The 16,066-nt window shown below is 28.9% G+C and carries 17 protein-coding genes; 1 reads left to right on the forward strand and 16 read right to left on the reverse strand.

All coding sequences use genetic code 11. From position 1 onward, the window contains the following. Positions 1-19: 19 nt before the first annotated feature. From HPRAE_RS08370 to cdaA, 8 genes are all read right to left on the reverse strand, one after another. Complete coding sequence (locus HPRAE_RS08370; protein WP_014553786.1) at positions 20-2,269, reverse strand: IGHMBP2 family helicase; 2,250 nt, start codon at positions 2,267-2,269, stop codon at positions 20-22. 16 nt (positions 2,270-2,285) lie between these two features. Beyond that, positions 2,286-2,828 (reverse strand): dCTP deaminase, encoded by a 543-nt coding sequence (gene dcd, locus HPRAE_RS08375; RefSeq protein WP_014553787.1) that lies wholly within the window; start codon positions 2,826-2,828, stop codon positions 2,286-2,288. 54 nt (positions 2,829-2,882) lie between these two features. Beyond that, the gene (locus HPRAE_RS08380) at positions 2,883-4,445 is read right to left on the reverse strand and encodes an NAD(P)H-hydrate dehydratase (protein WP_014553788.1); all 1,563 of its coding nucleotides are present in this window, start codon (positions 4,443-4,445) and stop codon (positions 2,883-2,885) included. Continuing rightward, positions 4,446-4,826 carry a holo-ACP synthase gene (gene acpS / locus HPRAE_RS08385; protein ID WP_014553789.1) on the reverse strand — a complete coding sequence of 127 codons (381 nt, stop codon included), beginning with the start codon at positions 4,824-4,826 and terminating at the stop codon, positions 4,446-4,448. A gap of 123 nt (positions 4,827-4,949) precedes the next feature. Then, a complete protein-coding gene (gene glmS, locus HPRAE_RS08390; RefSeq protein ID WP_014553790.1) occupies positions 4,950-6,782 on the reverse strand; it encodes a glutamine--fructose-6-phosphate transaminase (isomerizing) in 1,833 nt (610 codons plus the stop codon). A 288-nt stretch (positions 6,783-7,070) separates the two neighbouring features. Continuing rightward, positions 7,071-8,423, reverse strand: coding sequence for a phosphoglucosamine mutase (gene glmM, locus HPRAE_RS08395; protein WP_014553791.1), 1,353 nt, complete (start codon positions 8,421-8,423; stop codon positions 7,071-7,073). 48 nt (positions 8,424-8,471) lie between these two features. Next, on the reverse strand, positions 8,472-8,873 hold the full coding sequence (locus HPRAE_RS08400; protein ID WP_014553792.1) for a YbbR-like domain-containing protein: 402 nt from the start codon (positions 8,871-8,873) through the stop codon (positions 8,472-8,474). After that, positions 8,874-9,650 (reverse strand): diadenylate cyclase CdaA, encoded by a 777-nt coding sequence (gene cdaA, locus HPRAE_RS08405; protein WP_014553793.1) that lies wholly within the window; start codon positions 9,648-9,650, stop codon positions 8,874-8,876. It abuts the gene before it with no gap. Positions 9,651-9,776: 126 nt separating this feature from the next. On the opposite strand from cdaA, the gene HPRAE_RS08410 reads away from it, so the two are divergent. Then, entirely contained in the window at positions 9,777-10,499 is a 723-nt protein-coding gene (locus tag HPRAE_RS08410) for a hypothetical protein (protein ID WP_014553794.1), read from the forward strand. 90 nt (positions 10,500-10,589) lie between these two features. Here the strand turns inward: HPRAE_RS08410 and HPRAE_RS11210 are convergent, their stop codons facing one another. From HPRAE_RS11210 to HPRAE_RS08445, 8 genes are all read right to left on the reverse strand, one after another. Then, positions 10,590-10,751, reverse strand: a complete 162-nt coding sequence (locus HPRAE_RS11210) for a hypothetical protein (protein WP_014553795.1) — start codon at positions 10,749-10,751, stop codon at positions 10,590-10,592. Between the two features lie 149 nt (positions 10,752-10,900). After that, complete coding sequence (amrS, locus tag HPRAE_RS08415; RefSeq protein ID WP_014553796.1) at positions 10,901-11,890, reverse strand: AmmeMemoRadiSam system radical SAM enzyme; 990 nt, start codon at positions 11,888-11,890, stop codon at positions 10,901-10,903. After that, positions 11,883-12,410: an AmmeMemoRadiSam system protein A gene (gene amrA, locus HPRAE_RS08420; RefSeq protein WP_014553797.1), complete on the reverse strand. Its 528-nt coding sequence runs from the start codon at positions 12,408-12,410 to the stop codon at positions 11,883-11,885. The genes amrS and amrA overlap by 8 nt, the downstream gene beginning before the upstream one ends. A 21-nt stretch (positions 12,411-12,431) precedes the next feature. Further along, complete coding sequence (amrB, locus tag HPRAE_RS08425; RefSeq protein ID WP_014553798.1) at positions 12,432-13,259, reverse strand: AmmeMemoRadiSam system protein B; 828 nt, start codon at positions 13,257-13,259, stop codon at positions 12,432-12,434. Positions 13,260-13,532: 273 nt separating this feature from the next. Next, positions 13,533-13,928, reverse strand: coding sequence for a 30S ribosomal protein S9 (rpsI, locus tag HPRAE_RS08430; RefSeq protein WP_014553799.1), 396 nt, complete (start codon positions 13,926-13,928; stop codon positions 13,533-13,535). 23 nt (positions 13,929-13,951) lie between these two features. Continuing rightward, positions 13,952-14,380: a 50S ribosomal protein L13 gene (gene rplM / locus HPRAE_RS08435; RefSeq protein ID WP_014553800.1), complete on the reverse strand. Its 429-nt coding sequence runs from the start codon at positions 14,378-14,380 to the stop codon at positions 13,952-13,954. 132 nt (positions 14,381-14,512) lie between these two features. Further along, complete coding sequence (gene truA / locus HPRAE_RS08440; protein ID WP_014553801.1) at positions 14,513-15,259, reverse strand: tRNA pseudouridine(38-40) synthase TruA; 747 nt, start codon at positions 15,257-15,259, stop codon at positions 14,513-14,515. Positions 15,260-15,271: 12 nt separating this feature from the next. After that, positions 15,272-16,063, reverse strand: coding sequence for an energy-coupling factor transporter transmembrane component T family protein (locus HPRAE_RS08445; protein WP_014553802.1), 792 nt, complete (start codon positions 16,061-16,063; stop codon positions 15,272-15,274). Positions 16,064-16,066 lie beyond the last annotated feature (3 nt).

Consider the following 16,066-nt stretch of genomic DNA (forward strand, 5'->3'; position numbering starts at 1 on the left):
TTACTATTAATGTAAATATCTATAATTTATAATAAAAACCACTCTTTTTTATATATTTTAACAATTTTTCATAAACATTATATTTACAAATTGTACTGCTATCACCAACAAATATCATCTTTCTTTTTGCTCTAGTTAAAGCTACATTCAAACGTCTTAAATCTCTTAAAAAACCAATATTATTATCTTGATTACTTCTAACAGCAGAAAAAATTATCATTTCTTTTTCTCTACCCTGAAAAGCATCTACTGTATCTATTTCTACATTTTTAAATTTATTGTGTTGATTTATAAAATCAACTTGATCTTTATAAGCAGCTATCACAGCTATTTCTTCTTCTTTTAATGAACTTTTAAGAGCTCGATCAAGCAAATCCAAAACAATTTCAGCTTCAACAGGATTATCATAAGAATTAGAACCAGCAAAACTTCTTTCTTCAGCCTTCATTTCTTTAGTATCTAAAAAAACCATTGGATATTCAGCTTTTAAAGATTTATCTGGAAAGCAACTTTTATTTTCTAATTGAAATCCTAAGTCACTTAAAGTATTTTTAGCGACTGAATCAGCTGCTTTCAAATAATTATTATAAAAATAAATACTAGAAAAACCCATTATTTTTCTATGCATCCGATATTGGATTTTAAGTAATGAACTAAAATCATTTTGATAAGTTTTAATTAACTTTTCAAATAAAGAAATTTTCAAACCATTTTTAGCAGCTTCTTGATTAACAACTGTTGGAGGAAGTTGCTGCTGATCTCCAATCAAAATAGTTTTTTTAGCCTTTAAATAAGGAATTAAAGCTGCAGGCTGAGTTGCTTGTGTTGCTTCATCAATTATACTTAAATCAAATTGCTGATTTTCTAAAATCTCAGCTCCAGCAGTAATATTTGTTGTACAAATAACATCTGCTGCTGTAATTAATTCTTCTACAGCCTTATTTTCTAAACTCTCTATTTTTTTAAAGTATTTATCAATTTTTTCTTGTAACTCAATCCAACTAGCCATTTCTTCAATTACTTCTGGACTAATACCTCTTACATGCTTTTCTAAATCTTTTTCAGCATAATTTTTGATTTCTTGGTCTGATAAACCCCTTCGATATTTACCTGAAGGATAAATATAAGCTTCTTGTTTATTAATTAAATCAGAAACTTGATCTCTTAATTTTTCTGCTTTCAAATAATCTTGGTGCTCAAGCACTATCTCATCTAAAGTATGCTCTCTTAATTTTTTATTGACTCGAATTGGATGACCAATTCTAATTACTTTTAAGTTATTAGCTGCCAGAAGCTCTAATAAATTATCTACAGCTGTATTAGAATCAGCAGTTGCTAAAACTTTATCTCCATTCTTTACAGCTTGCTGAATAATTTCCACTGCAGTTAAAGTTTTACCTGTACCAGGAGGACCCTGAATTAAATATAGTTTTTTAGCTTGCAAAGAATTTTTTATAGCATTTTTTTGAGAATGATTAAAATTTTCAATTTCTAAATCAAATTCTGATTTGAATTCAGGTTTTTTTCTATTTAATAAAATATCTCTTTTGCTTTTCTCAATTTCATTTGCTGGATGTTTTATTTTTTCTAAAGCACTAAACATTCTTTGAAAACTGGTATCATTAACAAATAAATCTAATCTGACACCTCTATTATAAATGAAATTTGGAGGGCTACTTTCAAAAGCAACTGTGATAGAATAAGCAGTTTTTTCTATCACAGTTCCAGTTGGATTATTTTTATTTAATGGTTTATTTAAACTAATCATTACTAAATCACCAGGAGTGATTTGAGTTTCAGCTAATTTTTCTCCTTGGTATTTAGATTTAAATTTAACTAAAGGACGATGACCAAAAGTATTACCATTATCTTTTCCTCTTAAATTTAATAATGCTCTTCCTTTAGCCTGTCTTGCCCGAGCAGATAAATATTTTATTTCTAATTTATGTCTATCAATTTCTTCATTTCTTTCAAGATCTACTAATTGATAAAATTTATTATAATAATTAATAATTTCTTTATCAATTAAATCATCTGGATTTTTAGCAGCTATTTGAACTTTAACTCCTCCAATTTGATTATTATCCATAGCTTCTATAATTTTAGGAGCTAATTCCCATTTAACTTCTACTTCTGCTTTCTTAGCCCTTTGATTTATATTAATTTTACCTATATTATCACTATCTGCTCCTGCTTCATTAATAAAAGCACCAACAATATCACCAGGACCAATACTTTGATCAATTCCTGAAATAACTAAAGTAACCATTATAAGACCTCCAGTTTTATCTATTTTTATTTTCTGGATCTTTAAAAACTCTGGTACCTACTGTATTTTTTTGACCTTGATATTTACCGGAATAAGGATTATCAGCTGCATTATCCATAGCCGCAAATACAAGTTGACAAATTCTACGATCAGATTCTAATTTAATAGGCAATCTATTTGCATTATATAACTCTAGAGTTATTTGCCCTTCAAAACCAGGATCAACCCAGCCAGCATTTTGAATAAAAAGCCCCATTCTACCAATAGAACTTCTACCTTCAACAAAAGCAGTTAAGTTATCTGGTAATTTTATATATTCTTTTGTTGTAGCTAATAAAAAAGAATGAGGAGGAATAATAATTTCTTCTCCTTTAACCTCTTCATAATTAACTTCATCATTCAAAGTCATTAATGGTAAAGTATTTTCATCTACTTTTAAAAAATCATTACCAAGCCTCATATCAACTGAAGCTGGCTGAATCTGCATTTCATCAATCGGATCTATAATAAGTTCTTTTTCTTTTAACATTTTTTTGATTGTTTTATCTGATAATATCATTTTTTTCTCCTTAAATTTATTTATTTTTATTTAAATCAAAATCATTTTTTAGTTTTATTGTAATTCTTGATACACTTTTTTAAGATTAGCAATTATATCAGAGGCAATCATTGCATAATCACTATTTGCTTGAGCAGCAAATTCTCCTGCTCTACCATGAATATAAACCGCTAGAGCAGCTGCTCTAAAATTATCTGATTCTTGAGCCATTAAAGCAGCTATCAGTCCAGTTAAAACATCACCACTCCCAGCAGTAGCTAAGCCATTAGAACCACTCAGATTAATATAAGCTCTACCATCAGGAGCTGCTGTAATAGTTGCTGCACCTTTTAAAACTAAATTTAACTGATATTTTTGAGCAAATTTGCGTGCAATATCTATTCGATTATTATTTATTTCCTTAATACTAAGTCCTGTTAAAGCTGCCATTTCTCCTGGATGCGGAGTTAAAGTTAATTTACCTTTATAATTTTTTAAAAGCTCTAAATCGGATATAACATTAAGAGCATCTGCATCTAAAATAAGATCTAAACTGGATTCTTTTAAAATATTTTCAATTAAAGTTTTTACACCTTTATCCTGACCAAGACCTGGGCCAGCAGCTATCAGATCCACTTTTTCTGTAAATTTAAGTATTTTAGCAGCCGCTGTTTCCTTAATAAGTCCAGCTTGACTAGGAAGAGCAACACTTACTAATTCTGGCAATTGAGCTGCAGTCATCTCTGCAATTTCAGCTGCAGTTAAAAGATAGACTAAGCCTAAGCCTCCCTTAAGAGCAGCTTTTGCTGTCAAAATTGGAGCCCCAGTCATTCCAGGTGAACCGGCCAAAAGCGCTAGTTTGCCAAAACTTCCTTTATGACTATTATTTTTTCTAACTGGAAGAGATTTTTTGGCTTCTTGTTGATTGAAAACCTTTAGCTGATCACTATTTTCTTGAATAGTTTCAGACTGAATACCAATCTCCACGACTTTTATTTTACCGGCATAATCTTTACCAGGATATAATAATAGTCCTCTCTTATAAGCTGCCATTGTAACTGTATAATCAGCTTTAAGAGCATCACCAGCTAAATTGCCATTTGCAGCAATAATTCCAGAAGGAATATCAACAGCTAAAGTTAAAGGCTTTTTAACTAGTTGTTGATTAATTAAAGTAATTATTGATTTCACACTTCCTCTAATTTGACCTTTAATCCCAGTCCCTAAAAGTGCATCAACTATTAAATCGCTCTGCTTAATTAAACTAATAAATTCTTTTGTTTTTAACTGCTCAAATTGATAAATTTCAATTTTGTTTAAAACTGCTAATTTGAAATTAAGAGCATTAACTCCACTTAGCTCTGAAGGAGAACAAGTTAAAACAATTTGAGGTTGATAACCCCAATTTTTTAAAATTCTAGCTGCTGCCAGACCATCTCCTCCATTATTACCTTGACCAATTAAAAAACTAAGTTTTAGTTCAGATTTATACTCAAAACTAATTTCTTTTTCTATTATTTCTTCTGCCATTTTAGCAGTGGCTAGAGCAGCAGATTCCATTAATAAAATTTCAGGATAAGCTGCTTTGATAGTTGCTTGATCACATTTTTTCATCATTTCTGGAGTTAAAACCTGCATTTATTTTACTCCTTCCATAATAACTTGAGCAATACTATATTCTTTTTCATGAGCAATCGATAAAAAAATATTACTAATCTTAAGTTCAGTAGCTCTTGTTTTAGTTTTACCAAAAAGTGAAATTTCAGGCTTGCCAAGCTGATTATTTAAAATTTCAATCTCCTGCCAACTATTATTTCTCATACCTGTACCTAAAGCTTTTAAAACTGCTTCTTTAGCAGCAAAGCGAGCAGCAAAAGAAGCTGCATAATCTTTTTTTGCTTGACAATAACTAATCTCAGCTTTAGTATATACTTTTTCTAAAAAGTGAGCTTCATATTTTTGAATTAAAACTTTAATTCTATTATTTTTAACTATATCTACTCCAGTTCCTATAATCATTGTTTTCCTTTCTGAACAGTTAATATAAATTTAAAATAAGACTACATTATAATTATATTAAAATTATCACTTAAATGCAAAAAAACCGAACCTAAAATTAGGTTCGGTTTAACTAATCAAAATTTATTCAACTGTCACACTTTTAGCAAGGTTACGAGGTTGATCTATATCCTCACCACATTCTAAAGCAGTATAATAAGCTAAAAGCTGTAAAGGAATAATTGCTAATAAACCAGCAAAATCTTGATTTAAGAGAGGTAATTCAATTAAATGATCAATACTTTCCTCTTTAAAATTTTGTTTTGCTTCAGTAATCAATAGAGTTTCTGCTCCTCTAGCTTTAACTTCTTCTAAATTACTAAATAATTTAGCAAAAACATCACTTCTGCTAGCCAAAGCTATCACTGGAATTCCTTTTTCAATCAAAGCTAAAGTTCCATGTTTTAATTCTCCAGCAGGATAAGCTTCTGCATGAATATAGGAAATTTCTTTTAATTTTAAAGCTCCTTCTAGGGCCAAAGTATAATCTGTATTCCGGCCAATAAAAAATATATTATCTTTTAATGCATATTTTTCTGCCAATAACTTAATTTGAGCTTTAGAATTATCAATTAACTTTCTTATCATTTCCGGAAGTTTAATTAAATCAGAAGTATATTTTTTAATAGTTTGCTGCTTGATTTCAGATCTTTGCTTCATTCCATCGATTAATAAAAGATAAAAAGCAGCTACCATATTAGTATAAGCTTTAGTTGAAGCAACAGCTATTTCAGGGCCAGCCTTAAGATAAATAATCATATCTGATTCGCGAGCAATACTGCTATCACGAGAATTAGTTAAAGCTAAAACATCAGCTCCCTCTTTTTTAGCCAAACGCAAAGCTGCTAAAGTATCTGCAGTTTCCCCTGATTGACTAACTACAATCATCAAAGTACTGCTATCAACAATTGGTTTCCGATATCTATATTCACTAGCAACTTCAACCTCAACTGGAATTCTTAACTTATCTTCTAATAAATATTTAGCCAGGGCACCTGAATGATAAGCAGTTCCACAAGCTACAATATGTATTTTATCATAATCAGCTAACCAATCTTTATTTAAACCATTTTGCCTCAAATTTATTGATCCATCTTTTAAATTAGCTTCAAGTAATCTTTTTAATGACTCAGGCTGTTCATAGATTTCTTTAAGCATAAAATGTTTATAACCCTGTTTTTCAGCCATTTCTGCATCCCAATCAATTTTAGTCTTATCTTTATTAGCAATTAATTGATTAGCAAAAGAATAAATATTTACTTCATTTTTGGTTATATCTGCTATTTCTCCATCTTCTAAAATATAAAATTCATCTGTATATTCAAGATAAGCTGGTATATCTGAAGCTAAGAAATTTTGACCTTCACCAAGTCCTACTATTAATGGACTATCTTTGCGGACTGCAATAATTCTATTCTTCTCTTTTTTAGACATTACTGCTAAGGCAAAAGAACCTTCTAATCTTTTTACAGCTTTATTCACTGCAGTTCTTAAATCATTTGCTTGATAATAACTTGCAATTAAATGAGCTATTACCTCTGTATCAGTTGCAGATTTAAATTGATGACCCTCTTTTAATAATTCTGCTTTTAATTCTCTAAAATTTTCAATAATCCCATTATGAACAATTACTACTTCACCCTGAGTAGAACTATGAGGGTGAGAATTGATATCAGATGGTTTTCCATGAGTAGCCCACCTTGTATGACCTATACCACTAACTCCCTTAAATATTTCTTGACTAACAGCTTTCTGCAATTTATTTAATTTACCATTTTTTTTGCTAATTTTAATATAATCTTTTTCTTGAACAGCAATCCCAGCTGAATCATAACCTCTATATTCTAGTTTTTTTAAACCAGAAAGCAGTATTGGTGCTGCTTTCTTTTCTCCAATATAACCAACAATTCCACACATATATCATTTTACCTCCATTTATAGTTTAAATTCAATTTTGACTGTTATTTATTCCCTTTGTCTTAGCAATTACCTGCTAATTTTAAGAAATAAACTAAGACAGAACAGTCACTGTCTGAAGGCATCCGCCGAATTTTCGATAACCTTCTTCCTCGTCCACCTGTATAATTTTCCGTTCAGATCAGGTTCAGGCGCTTTTTAAAAAATCTTGCTGAAATTTCTAAAAACAAACTTAAGCTTTGTTCAGAGACTTTAAATTATATCACCTCCTTTAAAATAAATTTAAACTTAATTTAATTCTAAATTAATAATTTGAGTCAATTCATTTTCCCATTTTTGTAATAAATCTTTATCTTTACTTTCTAGCATAACTCTAATTAAAGGTTCTGTTCCAGAGGCTCTAACAAAAACTCTACCTTCTGCCCCAATTTCTTTTTTAGCTGCCTTTATTTTATTAGCTATTTTTTTATTTTGCTCCCATTTTTCTTTTGCTTGAACTTTAACATTAGCTAAAGTTTGGGGCCAATAAGTCATTACTTTTTTTAACTCAGATAAACTTTTTTTTCTCTTTTTAATTATAGAAGCAATTTTAACTGCTGTCAAAATTCCATCTCCAGTAGTATTATATTGACTAAAAATAATATGGCCTGATTTTTCTCCACCTAATTTATAATCATTTTTTAACATCTCTGCCAGCACATAACGATCTCCATTTTTAGTAATTATTAATTCTGCTCCCACTTCAGCTAAACTTTCTTTAAGCCCTAAATTACTATATTTAGTTGTAACTACTGTTTTTTTATTTAATTTATTTTCACTAATCATATCTCTGGCAACAACTGCCATTATATTATCACCTTCTACAATCTGACCTTTTTCATCAACTAAAATAACACGATCAGCATCCCCATCATGAGCAATACCTAGATCAGCACCACTTTCAACTACCTTTTTAGCTGCTAATTGAGGTGCAGTTGAACCACAATTAACATTAATTTCTTCTCCATTTGGATGATTATTAATTACAACAACTTCTGCTCCCAGAGCTTTAAAAACTGCAGGTGAAGCCTGATAAGCAGCCCCATTAGCACAATCAATCACTACTTTTAAACCTTTTAGCTTTTGCTCTGAACTTTTAATTACAAAATTAATGTATTCATCAATCCAATTATATTTTTCTTCAATTAAGCCAATTTCTTTATCAATTGGATATGGTAATTCTTCAGAATGATTATCAAAAATCAATTTTTCAATTTCCAATTCTGCTGTATCACTCAACTTAATTCCAGCTTTATCAAAAAATTTAATTCCGTTATCAGCTGTTGGATTATGAGAAGCAGAAATCATTATACCACCAGCTACTGCCTTAGTTCTACTTAAATAGCAAACTCCTGGAGTTGGAATAATTCCTAATCTATAAACATCAATTCCAACTGAAGTTAAACCTGCCATTAAGGCTGCTTCTAACATATCTCCTGAAAGCCTTGTATCTTTACCAATTACAACTACTGGTCTTTTTTGTTTAGAATTTTTGATTAGATGATAACCGCCAATTCTACCTAACTTAAAAGCTAACTCTCCTTTTAATTCATGATTTGCTACTCCTCTGACTCCATCAGTTCCAAATAATTTTTTTTGCAAATTTTCCACCTCTAATTTGTTTAATCAACATTAATTTTTATATTTTAGTTATTTATCTTTTTCTTCAATTTTTTTAGCAATATTAACAATCATATATCCAGGATCAACTCCTAATAATTTAGCCGAAGCTGGTAAATCAACTTCAATTATTTTCATATTATCACCTGGCTCTACCTGCTGCAAATCAATATAGGCCTTAATCTCACTTTTATTTATTTTAGTAAAATAAGAAATATAATCAATTCTAACTACAGCTCTTTCAACTGATTTTGATTTAATTTCATATTTTTGCGGTAAATTTTTAGTTTCTACATCTACTAAAAAAGAAGCTGCTTGTTCTTCTACATAGTTTAAAAAATTAGCAGTTTGATTACTAGCATAACCCCAAAGTAAAACAGCAATGAAAAAAGCTAAAATTAACTTTTTTTGATTTTCAGTTAGAGAAAACATTTAGAAATGCCTCCTCATAAAAGATTTTTCTTTTGATCTAGCAAAAATATGGGAAAGCTTCTCTCTTAATTCAGATTTATCAAGGTGACGACTTAATTGTCCTTCTTCTGCAACTGAAATTACTCCTGTTTCTTCTGACACTACTAAAGCTAAGGCATCAGAATCTTCAGTAATCCCAATCGCAGCTCGATGTCTCGTTCCTAATCTTGGATTAATATCAGAACGGGTAGAAAGATTTAAAAAGCAACTAGCTGCCTTAATTTTTGCATTTTCAATAATTAAAGCTCCATCATGTAAAGGAGATTCATGTTGAAAAATACTATATAATAATTGCTTACTAATTTTTGCTTCAAGCTGAATTCCTGTTTCAATATAATTTTTTAAGCCAACCCGACGTGAAACAACAATTAGAGCTCCAATTTTTTGTTCAGACATTTCTGCTATTGCCAAAACAATTTCATTAATTTCTTTTGGACCCCAGTTTTGCCAAAATTGTTCTTTGAGAAAACCACCTCTTCCAATTTGTTCAAGTGCCCTTCTTAATTCTGGCTGAAAAACTATTGGTAAGGCTACCATAATGATAGTTAAAAAACTATCTAAAAACCAATTAACAGTATTTAATTCTAAAAGTTGTGAAAATAATGCTACTAAAAAAATTAAGCCTAAGCCTTTAATTAATTGTACTGCCCTTGTTCCTGAAATAATATTAAGTAAATAATAAATAATAAAAGTTATTATAAAAATATCTAACAAACTAGTTATAATTTTCCAGGACAATTTTACCACCTCTTATCTTTAACATTCTGCAAAAGATAGTCCAAAACCTTCTTCTTATCTTTAAATTTTAATATTTTTAAAGGATTTAAATACTTTTAAGAGAAAATATATGTGGGAGGTGATAGTTTGAATAATATTTTTAAAGATCAAAGATTAAACTATAAAGACTTTTTAATAATTATAGCTAGCTGGTATTTTATTAGAATTAGTAGTTATTACATAATTGAAAAAGATTTTGTCAATTTAATTTATATTAATCAAATTTTGAGTTTTACAATTAGTATTTTATCCCACATTGTTTTTTTATTAATAATTTATAGTTATTTTAATTTGCTTTATGACCTTAAATTTTCTGATTTAGGTTTTAAATTAAATAAAGAACAAATCAGACTAAAACTCTTATCAATTATTTTTATAATTTTAACTAGTGGAGTTATTTTATTTAATTTTAATTACTCAAATGCAACCAAAAGCAGCTTTTTTCCAATTTATTTAACTAAGAATTTTTTAAAAATTATTTACAGTAATTTACCTTTAATAGTAATTATTTTTTTAACCCTTATTTTCACAGCCAGTGTAGAACAATTTTTAATTAATAAAATAACATTTTCTCTCTTTGATCTTTATTTACCTTCTTTTATAGCAATTATTTTAAATTCTTTATTTGCTTCAATTTTACTTTTAGAATTCGAGCCAGCCTTTATTTTAATTAATTTTTTTGCTTTACTAATTAGCAATTATCTATATCTTATTAGTGATTATACTTTATTTAATTCAATTATATTTTATAGTTATTTTTTAACTATTTATATTGTTTTTATTTACGGCTTTCAATTTATCATTATTTAAAAAAATAAAACTAAATCAAAAAATTATGAATATAATTTATAATAATTAAAAAGGGTCGACCATAGGCCGACCCCTGATTTATTATTTGCTTTATTTCCATAGTTTAAATAGACTATTTATCTGATCAAATTTAGCGGCACTTTTTTGTGCATTTTGATTATGAAATAAATCTCCACTACATTTTTCACAGTAAAGTTCACCAGACCAATTTTTGCTTCCACAAAATTTACATTCTACATTTTTATTTTTCATTATTAAGCCCTCCTTATTCATCTTATAGTATTATATGAGCTTAATTAGAGTATAGCAGTACTAATAATTAGTGTCAAGTTAATTGTTAAAATAATAAAATTTGAAATTATTTGATAATATTTGCTAAAAGTACTTAGCTAAATTTAGATTTAAAATTCACCCCAAAGTTCAGTTCTACAAATTGGACATTTATTAGCTTTTAATAAATTTTCGAATTTAATTTTATTTCTATCTATTAACTTTTCTCCACAGTTGTTACAAAAAGTTGAAGCTGTTTTTTTAAAATTAAGATTACCAAGATAAACATGGTCTAAATATCTTTTTGCTAATTGATAGGCTTTTTTCATCTTGTTTTCAGCAGTCGGAGCTTTTTTTAAGTTATAAGCAGGATAATACCTACTTAAATGTAAAGGGATTTGCTTATTAACTTCTGCTAACCAGCTAAATAGTGCTTCTAATTCAGCTAAATTATCATTTAGATCTGTTATAACTAAAGTAGTAATTTCCAAATGAATTTTTTTAACCAATAATTTAATAGTCTTTTTTACAGATTCTAAATTAGCATTACACTGTTCTTGATAAAAATCATTATTAAAAGCCTTTAGATCAATATTAGCAGCATCTAAATAAGGAACTAGCTGTTCTAAAGGCTTTGGCTCAATTAAACCATTACTAACCATTATATTTTTTAAACCCTTTGCAGTAGCTAATTGAGCTGTTTCAAGCATAAACTCATAAAAAACTGTTGGCTCAGAATAAGTATAAGCTAAAAGATCTATATTTCTATTTATTGCTATCTCAATAATTTCTTCTGCATTAAAATTTTTAAGTTGTGGTTTTTCTTGACTAATCTGCCAATTTTGACAAAATATACAACTCATATTACAACCCCAACTACCAAAAGAAAGAACTTTTTTTTGGGGATAAAAATGATATAAAGGCTTTTTCTCAACTGGATCAATACTTAAAGCAGAAACTTTTTGATAGTTGAGTGAGTATAATTTAGAATTGATATTTTTACGAACTTGACAAAGGCCAGTTTTATGATTATCAATTTTACAATTATGAGGACATAAATTACATTTTATTAAATTGTTTTCTTCTTTTTGATAAAACTTAGCTTCTTTTTTTTTATTCATTTTCTTTAAACCTACTTACAGTAAATCGATAAATATCCACCTCAATACTTCCTTTTAAGCCAGCTTTTCTTTTAGCAATATCTAATTGTTTTTCTACAGTATCTATACCTTCTAAATTAGGAAGCAAAAGACCTGTTTGATGGCCACCTTTAACTAAAATTCCATATTTTTGTGGATCTAATTGTTCTTGATCATTAACTAACTCTGGTTCAGATAAAATATCAACTGAAATGGAGATTTCAGTTAATTCTTCTTTTCTTAATTCTGGAAATCGAGGATCATTTTCAGCTGCTGTCATTGCATTACTTATAATTTCATAAGCTGCATTTTTTTGAACTGGTCTAAAAGTCCCCATACATCCTCTTAAATTGCCATCTTTTTTTAAAGTGACAAAGACTCCTGCTTCTTTTTTTAAAATTTCTGGTAATTGTTTTTCATTAATTTCAAGTTCTTCTCCAGAAATAATATATTTTTCTACAGCTTTTCTTGCTAAATATAAAATAACTTTTTTTTCATTCATTTTGATCTCTCCTTAAATCTTTTATTCTGTTCTTATAAAAATTGTTCCATAACCAACCCCAAAAGGAGCTTGATAAGAGTTAAGTTTTAGTTTTATATTAGTCTCAGATAAAGCACCTAACATAGTTATTATAGGTCTCAAACCACACTCACCGGCTTTTTCTACTAAATCCGAATCAAAGTTCAAAATTGATTCAAAATCTTTTTCTTTAAAATATTTAAGTAACTTTTCATCAAAAATATGAGCATCTGAATTATAGCCAGCTGGTGCTCCCTTTTCTAATCGATGTGATAAATCACCACTTGCTATAACTGCTATATTATAATTAAGTTCTTGAGCTGTTTGGGCAATTTCCTGTCCTATTTTATATAAATTTTGATAAGAAATAAAGCCAATTGAAATTGGAATTATTTCTTTATTTAATCCAGCTTTTTTTAAATAATGTAAAGGAACCATAATCCCATGATCAAGTTCTTGTTTAATATCATAGTTTTTTAAGTCTTTTTTTCTTAAAGCTTGTAATTTTAAAGATTTTTCTTTAGCATTTTGAATTAATTTTTCAGAAAAATTAATATCTGATTTTTCTCTAAATTCAAGTTGAGGAAAGCCAAATTCTCTGAAATCTCCTTTTAACTCTTCCTGAATAATAATCGAGGCAGCAGATTTAAATAATGGACCATGTGGGGTAATAAAAACAACTAAATCAATCTCTTGCTTTAAATTAGCTAACTGATTACTTGTCTTTTTAAATCCCTGAACAGTCTTTTTAGCTTTTTCGAGTTCTGGACCACCGATATCTTCGATTAAAATTGGGGGATGTGGTAATAAAGAAGCAGATACAACTCCCATATATTTCACCTCCAGCTTAATTTGAGCTTTTAAAATAAATAAATTTATTTTTAAAAAATGAATATTTCAAAAATAATTCTCCATTATTTATATTATACAACAAATTAACTGATAAAAAAACACCTAAGCACAGAAGACATTTTTTTATTTTATTGATAGCGAAAATTATAAACTTAAAATATTATTTATATAAACCATTAAACATAATTTTTGGCTATTAACAAAGAAAAAAGCAGAGCTTGAGCTCTGCCTGTAATAAAATAAAAATAAATATTATCTTTTTGAGAACTGTGGACTTTTTCTCGCTTTTTTGCGACCGTATTTTTTTCTTTCAACCATACGGGAGTCTCTAGTTAAGTAACCAGCTTTTTTAAGTGGTCCACGATAATCTTTATCAACTTCTAGTAATGCTCTAGCAATACCATGACGAACTGCTCCAGCTTGACCAGAAAGTCCACCACCCTTAACATTTACTAATACATCTAAAGTTCCATCTGTATTTGTTAATTCTAAAGGTGACATAATATCTTTAATTAAAGATTTTCTGTTAAAATAGTTATCGATTTCAACATCATTGACTAAAAATTTACCATCTCCAGGTAATAGGCGCACACGTGCAGTAGAAGTTTTTCTACGTCCTGTACCTCTATATTGTACTTCAGAAGCCATCTATTAAATTCCTCCTTTCAGAATTAAAGTTCTAATTTTTTAGGCTCTTGAGCCTGATGTGGATGATTTGATCCACTATATACTTTTAATTTCTTAATCATTTGTCTACCTAATTTATTATGTGGTAACATACCTTTTACAGCCTTTTCTATAATAAACTCAGGATCTTTATCACGAAGTTCTCTATAAGTAACTTCTTTAATACCACCAGGGTAATTAGTGTGACTATAATGTTTTTTATCATCCCATTTTTTACCAGTCAATTTTACTTTTTCAGCATTTATAACTACTACATAATCTCCCATATCTACATGAGGAGTAAAAGTAGGCTTATGCTTACCTCTAATATATTGAGCAATTTCAGATGCTAGTCTTCCTAAAGTTTTTCCAGCAGCATCAACAACATACCAGTTGCGATCTACAGTTTCATTTTTTGCCATATATGTTGACATAACTATACCTCCTTAGTTAAATACATTCTATAATTACATGAAATTATTCTCAACGGGGCTTGTTGTTGGATAGAATAATTCATAGTAATTTTAATACAATCTTCTGCTTTTGTCAAGTAAAACAAAAATAAATTAATCATAAAACACTTCCATTAGAGTTAAACCTTGAGCCGGAGCAGTAAAACCAGCATTTTTTCGATTACAACTCTGTAAAATCACTTCTAATTCTGACAGAGTTTTTTTTCCCATTCCGGTTTCAATAAATGTACCGGCTAAAATTCTTACCATATTATATAAAAAACCATTACCAACAATATCAAGCCAAATTTCACTATCATCTACTGCATAAATATCTATAGAACGAATTGTTCTTACAGTTGATTCGACTGAAGATCCCGCAGCACAAAATGAAGCAAAATCATGAGATCCTTCAAAAATTTTAGCTGCTTTCTGCATCATCTTTAAGTCGAGTTTTTTATAAACATTATAAACAAAATTGCGGACAAAAACTGAATTAAAATTACTGTTCAAAATTCTATATCTATATTTTTTGCCCCTTGCATCATAACGAGCATGAAAATTTTGATTCACTTTTATTGCTTTTTTACAAATAATATCATCAGGTAATTCAGTATTTAAGGCAATCGGAATTTTAGTAGGTGGAATTTCTACATCTAGAAAAAAGTTTGCTGACTGACCAGCCGCATGAACCCCAGCATCTGTTCTTCCAGCACCATCAATTTTTACCTGAGATTTATTAATTTTTGTTAAAGCTTCTTCTATTTTTTGCTGTATTGTCTGTTCAGTATTTTTTTGTCTCTGCCAGCCGCTATAATTACTACCATCATATTCAACTATAATTTTGTAATTTTTTCTCATTTTAAAAAGCTCCTAGAAAAATGATACAGCAACCGCTAAGATAATTATAATTATTAAAGCAACAAAATCATAATATCTAAATTCTAGTTGATGGAGACGAGTTCTACCCTCTCCTCCACGATAACATCTTGACTCCATTGCTAAAGCTAAATCATCAGCCCTTCTAAAAGCACTTATAAATAAAGGCACTAAGAGAGGAATTAGACTTTTAGCTCTTTGAATTAAATTACCCGATTCAAAATCAGCACCCCTAGCTTGTTGAGCTTTCATAATTTTATCAGCTTCTTCTAATAAAGTTGGTATAAATCTTAAAGCAATTGTCATCATCATTGACAGTTCACTTGCTGGTACACCAAATCTTTTTAAAGGAGATAAAATATATTCTATCCCATCTGTTAACTGAAGTGGAGAAGTAGTTAAGGTTAAAAGTGAGGTAAATAAAATTAAAATAAAAATTCTACTAACCATAAAAAAACCAGTATATACTCCCTCTGCTTCTATAGAAATAAATTTCCAAGACCAGAGAACTTCTCCCCCTTTAGTTAAAAAGATATGAATAAAAAGGGTAAATAAAACTAAAATCAAAATTGGTTTTAATCCTTTTAAAACTTTTTTCACTGAAATCTTAGATAATAAAACAACTAAAAAAACAAAAGCAGCAAACATACCAAAACCACTAAAACTATCAATAGTAAATAAAGCAATTATCAAAATTGTAGTAATTATAATTTTAATCCGAGCATCTAAAGCATGGATAATAGAGTCACGAGCAATATACTGACCAATTGTTATATCTTTTAGCATAGC

The sequence above is a fragment of the Halanaerobium praevalens DSM 2228 genome (assembly GCF_000165465.1).
Lineage (GTDB): Bacteria > Bacillota > Halanaerobiia > Halanaerobiales > Halanaerobiaceae > Halanaerobium > Halanaerobium praevalens.

Coding starts and splice junctions, on each gene's coding strand:
- HPRAE_RS11210 (WP_014553795.1), bottom strand. CDS start 10,751: ATGAAAAATAAAAATGTAGAATGTAAATTTTGTGGAAGCAAAAATTGG.
- amrA (WP_014553797.1), bottom strand. CDS start 12,410: ATGAATGAAAAAAAAGTTATTTTATATTTAGCAAGAAAAGCTGTAGAA.
- rplM (WP_014553800.1), bottom strand. CDS start 14,380: ATGTCAACATATATGGCAAAAAATGAAACTGTAGATCGCAACTGGTAT.
- amrB (WP_014553798.1), bottom strand. CDS start 13,259: ATGGGAGTTGTATCTGCTTCTTTATTACCACATCCCCCAATTTTAATC.
- HPRAE_RS08400 (WP_014553792.1), bottom strand. CDS start 8,873: ATGTTTTCTCTAACTGAAAATCAAAAAAAGTTAATTTTAGCTTTTTTC.
- amrS (WP_014553796.1), bottom strand. CDS start 11,890: ATGAATAAAAAAAAAGAAGCTAAGTTTTATCAAAAAGAAGAAAACAAT.
- dcd (WP_014553787.1), bottom strand. CDS start 2,828: ATGATATTATCAGATAAAACAATCAAAAAAATGTTAAAAGAAAAAGAA.
- HPRAE_RS08380 (WP_014553788.1), bottom strand. CDS start 4,445: ATGCAGGTTTTAACTCCAGAAATGATGAAAAAATGTGATCAAGCAACT.
- HPRAE_RS08445 (WP_014553802.1), bottom strand. CDS start 16,063: ATGCTAAAAGATATAACAATTGGTCAGTATATTGCTCGTGACTCTATT.
- glmS (WP_014553790.1), bottom strand. CDS start 6,782: ATGTGTGGAATTGTTGGTTATATTGGAGAAAAGAAAGCAGCACCAATA.
- truA (WP_014553801.1), bottom strand. CDS start 15,259: ATGAGAAAAAATTACAAAATTATAGTTGAATATGATGGTAGTAATTAT.
- rpsI (WP_014553799.1), bottom strand. CDS start 13,928: ATGGCTTCTGAAGTACAATATAGAGGTACAGGACGTAGAAAAACTTCT.
- acpS (WP_014553789.1), bottom strand. CDS start 4,826: ATGATTATAGGAACTGGAGTAGATATAGTTAAAAATAATAGAATTAAA.
- HPRAE_RS08370 (WP_014553786.1), bottom strand. CDS start 2,269: ATGGTTACTTTAGTTATTTCAGGAATTGATCAAAGTATTGGTCCTGGT.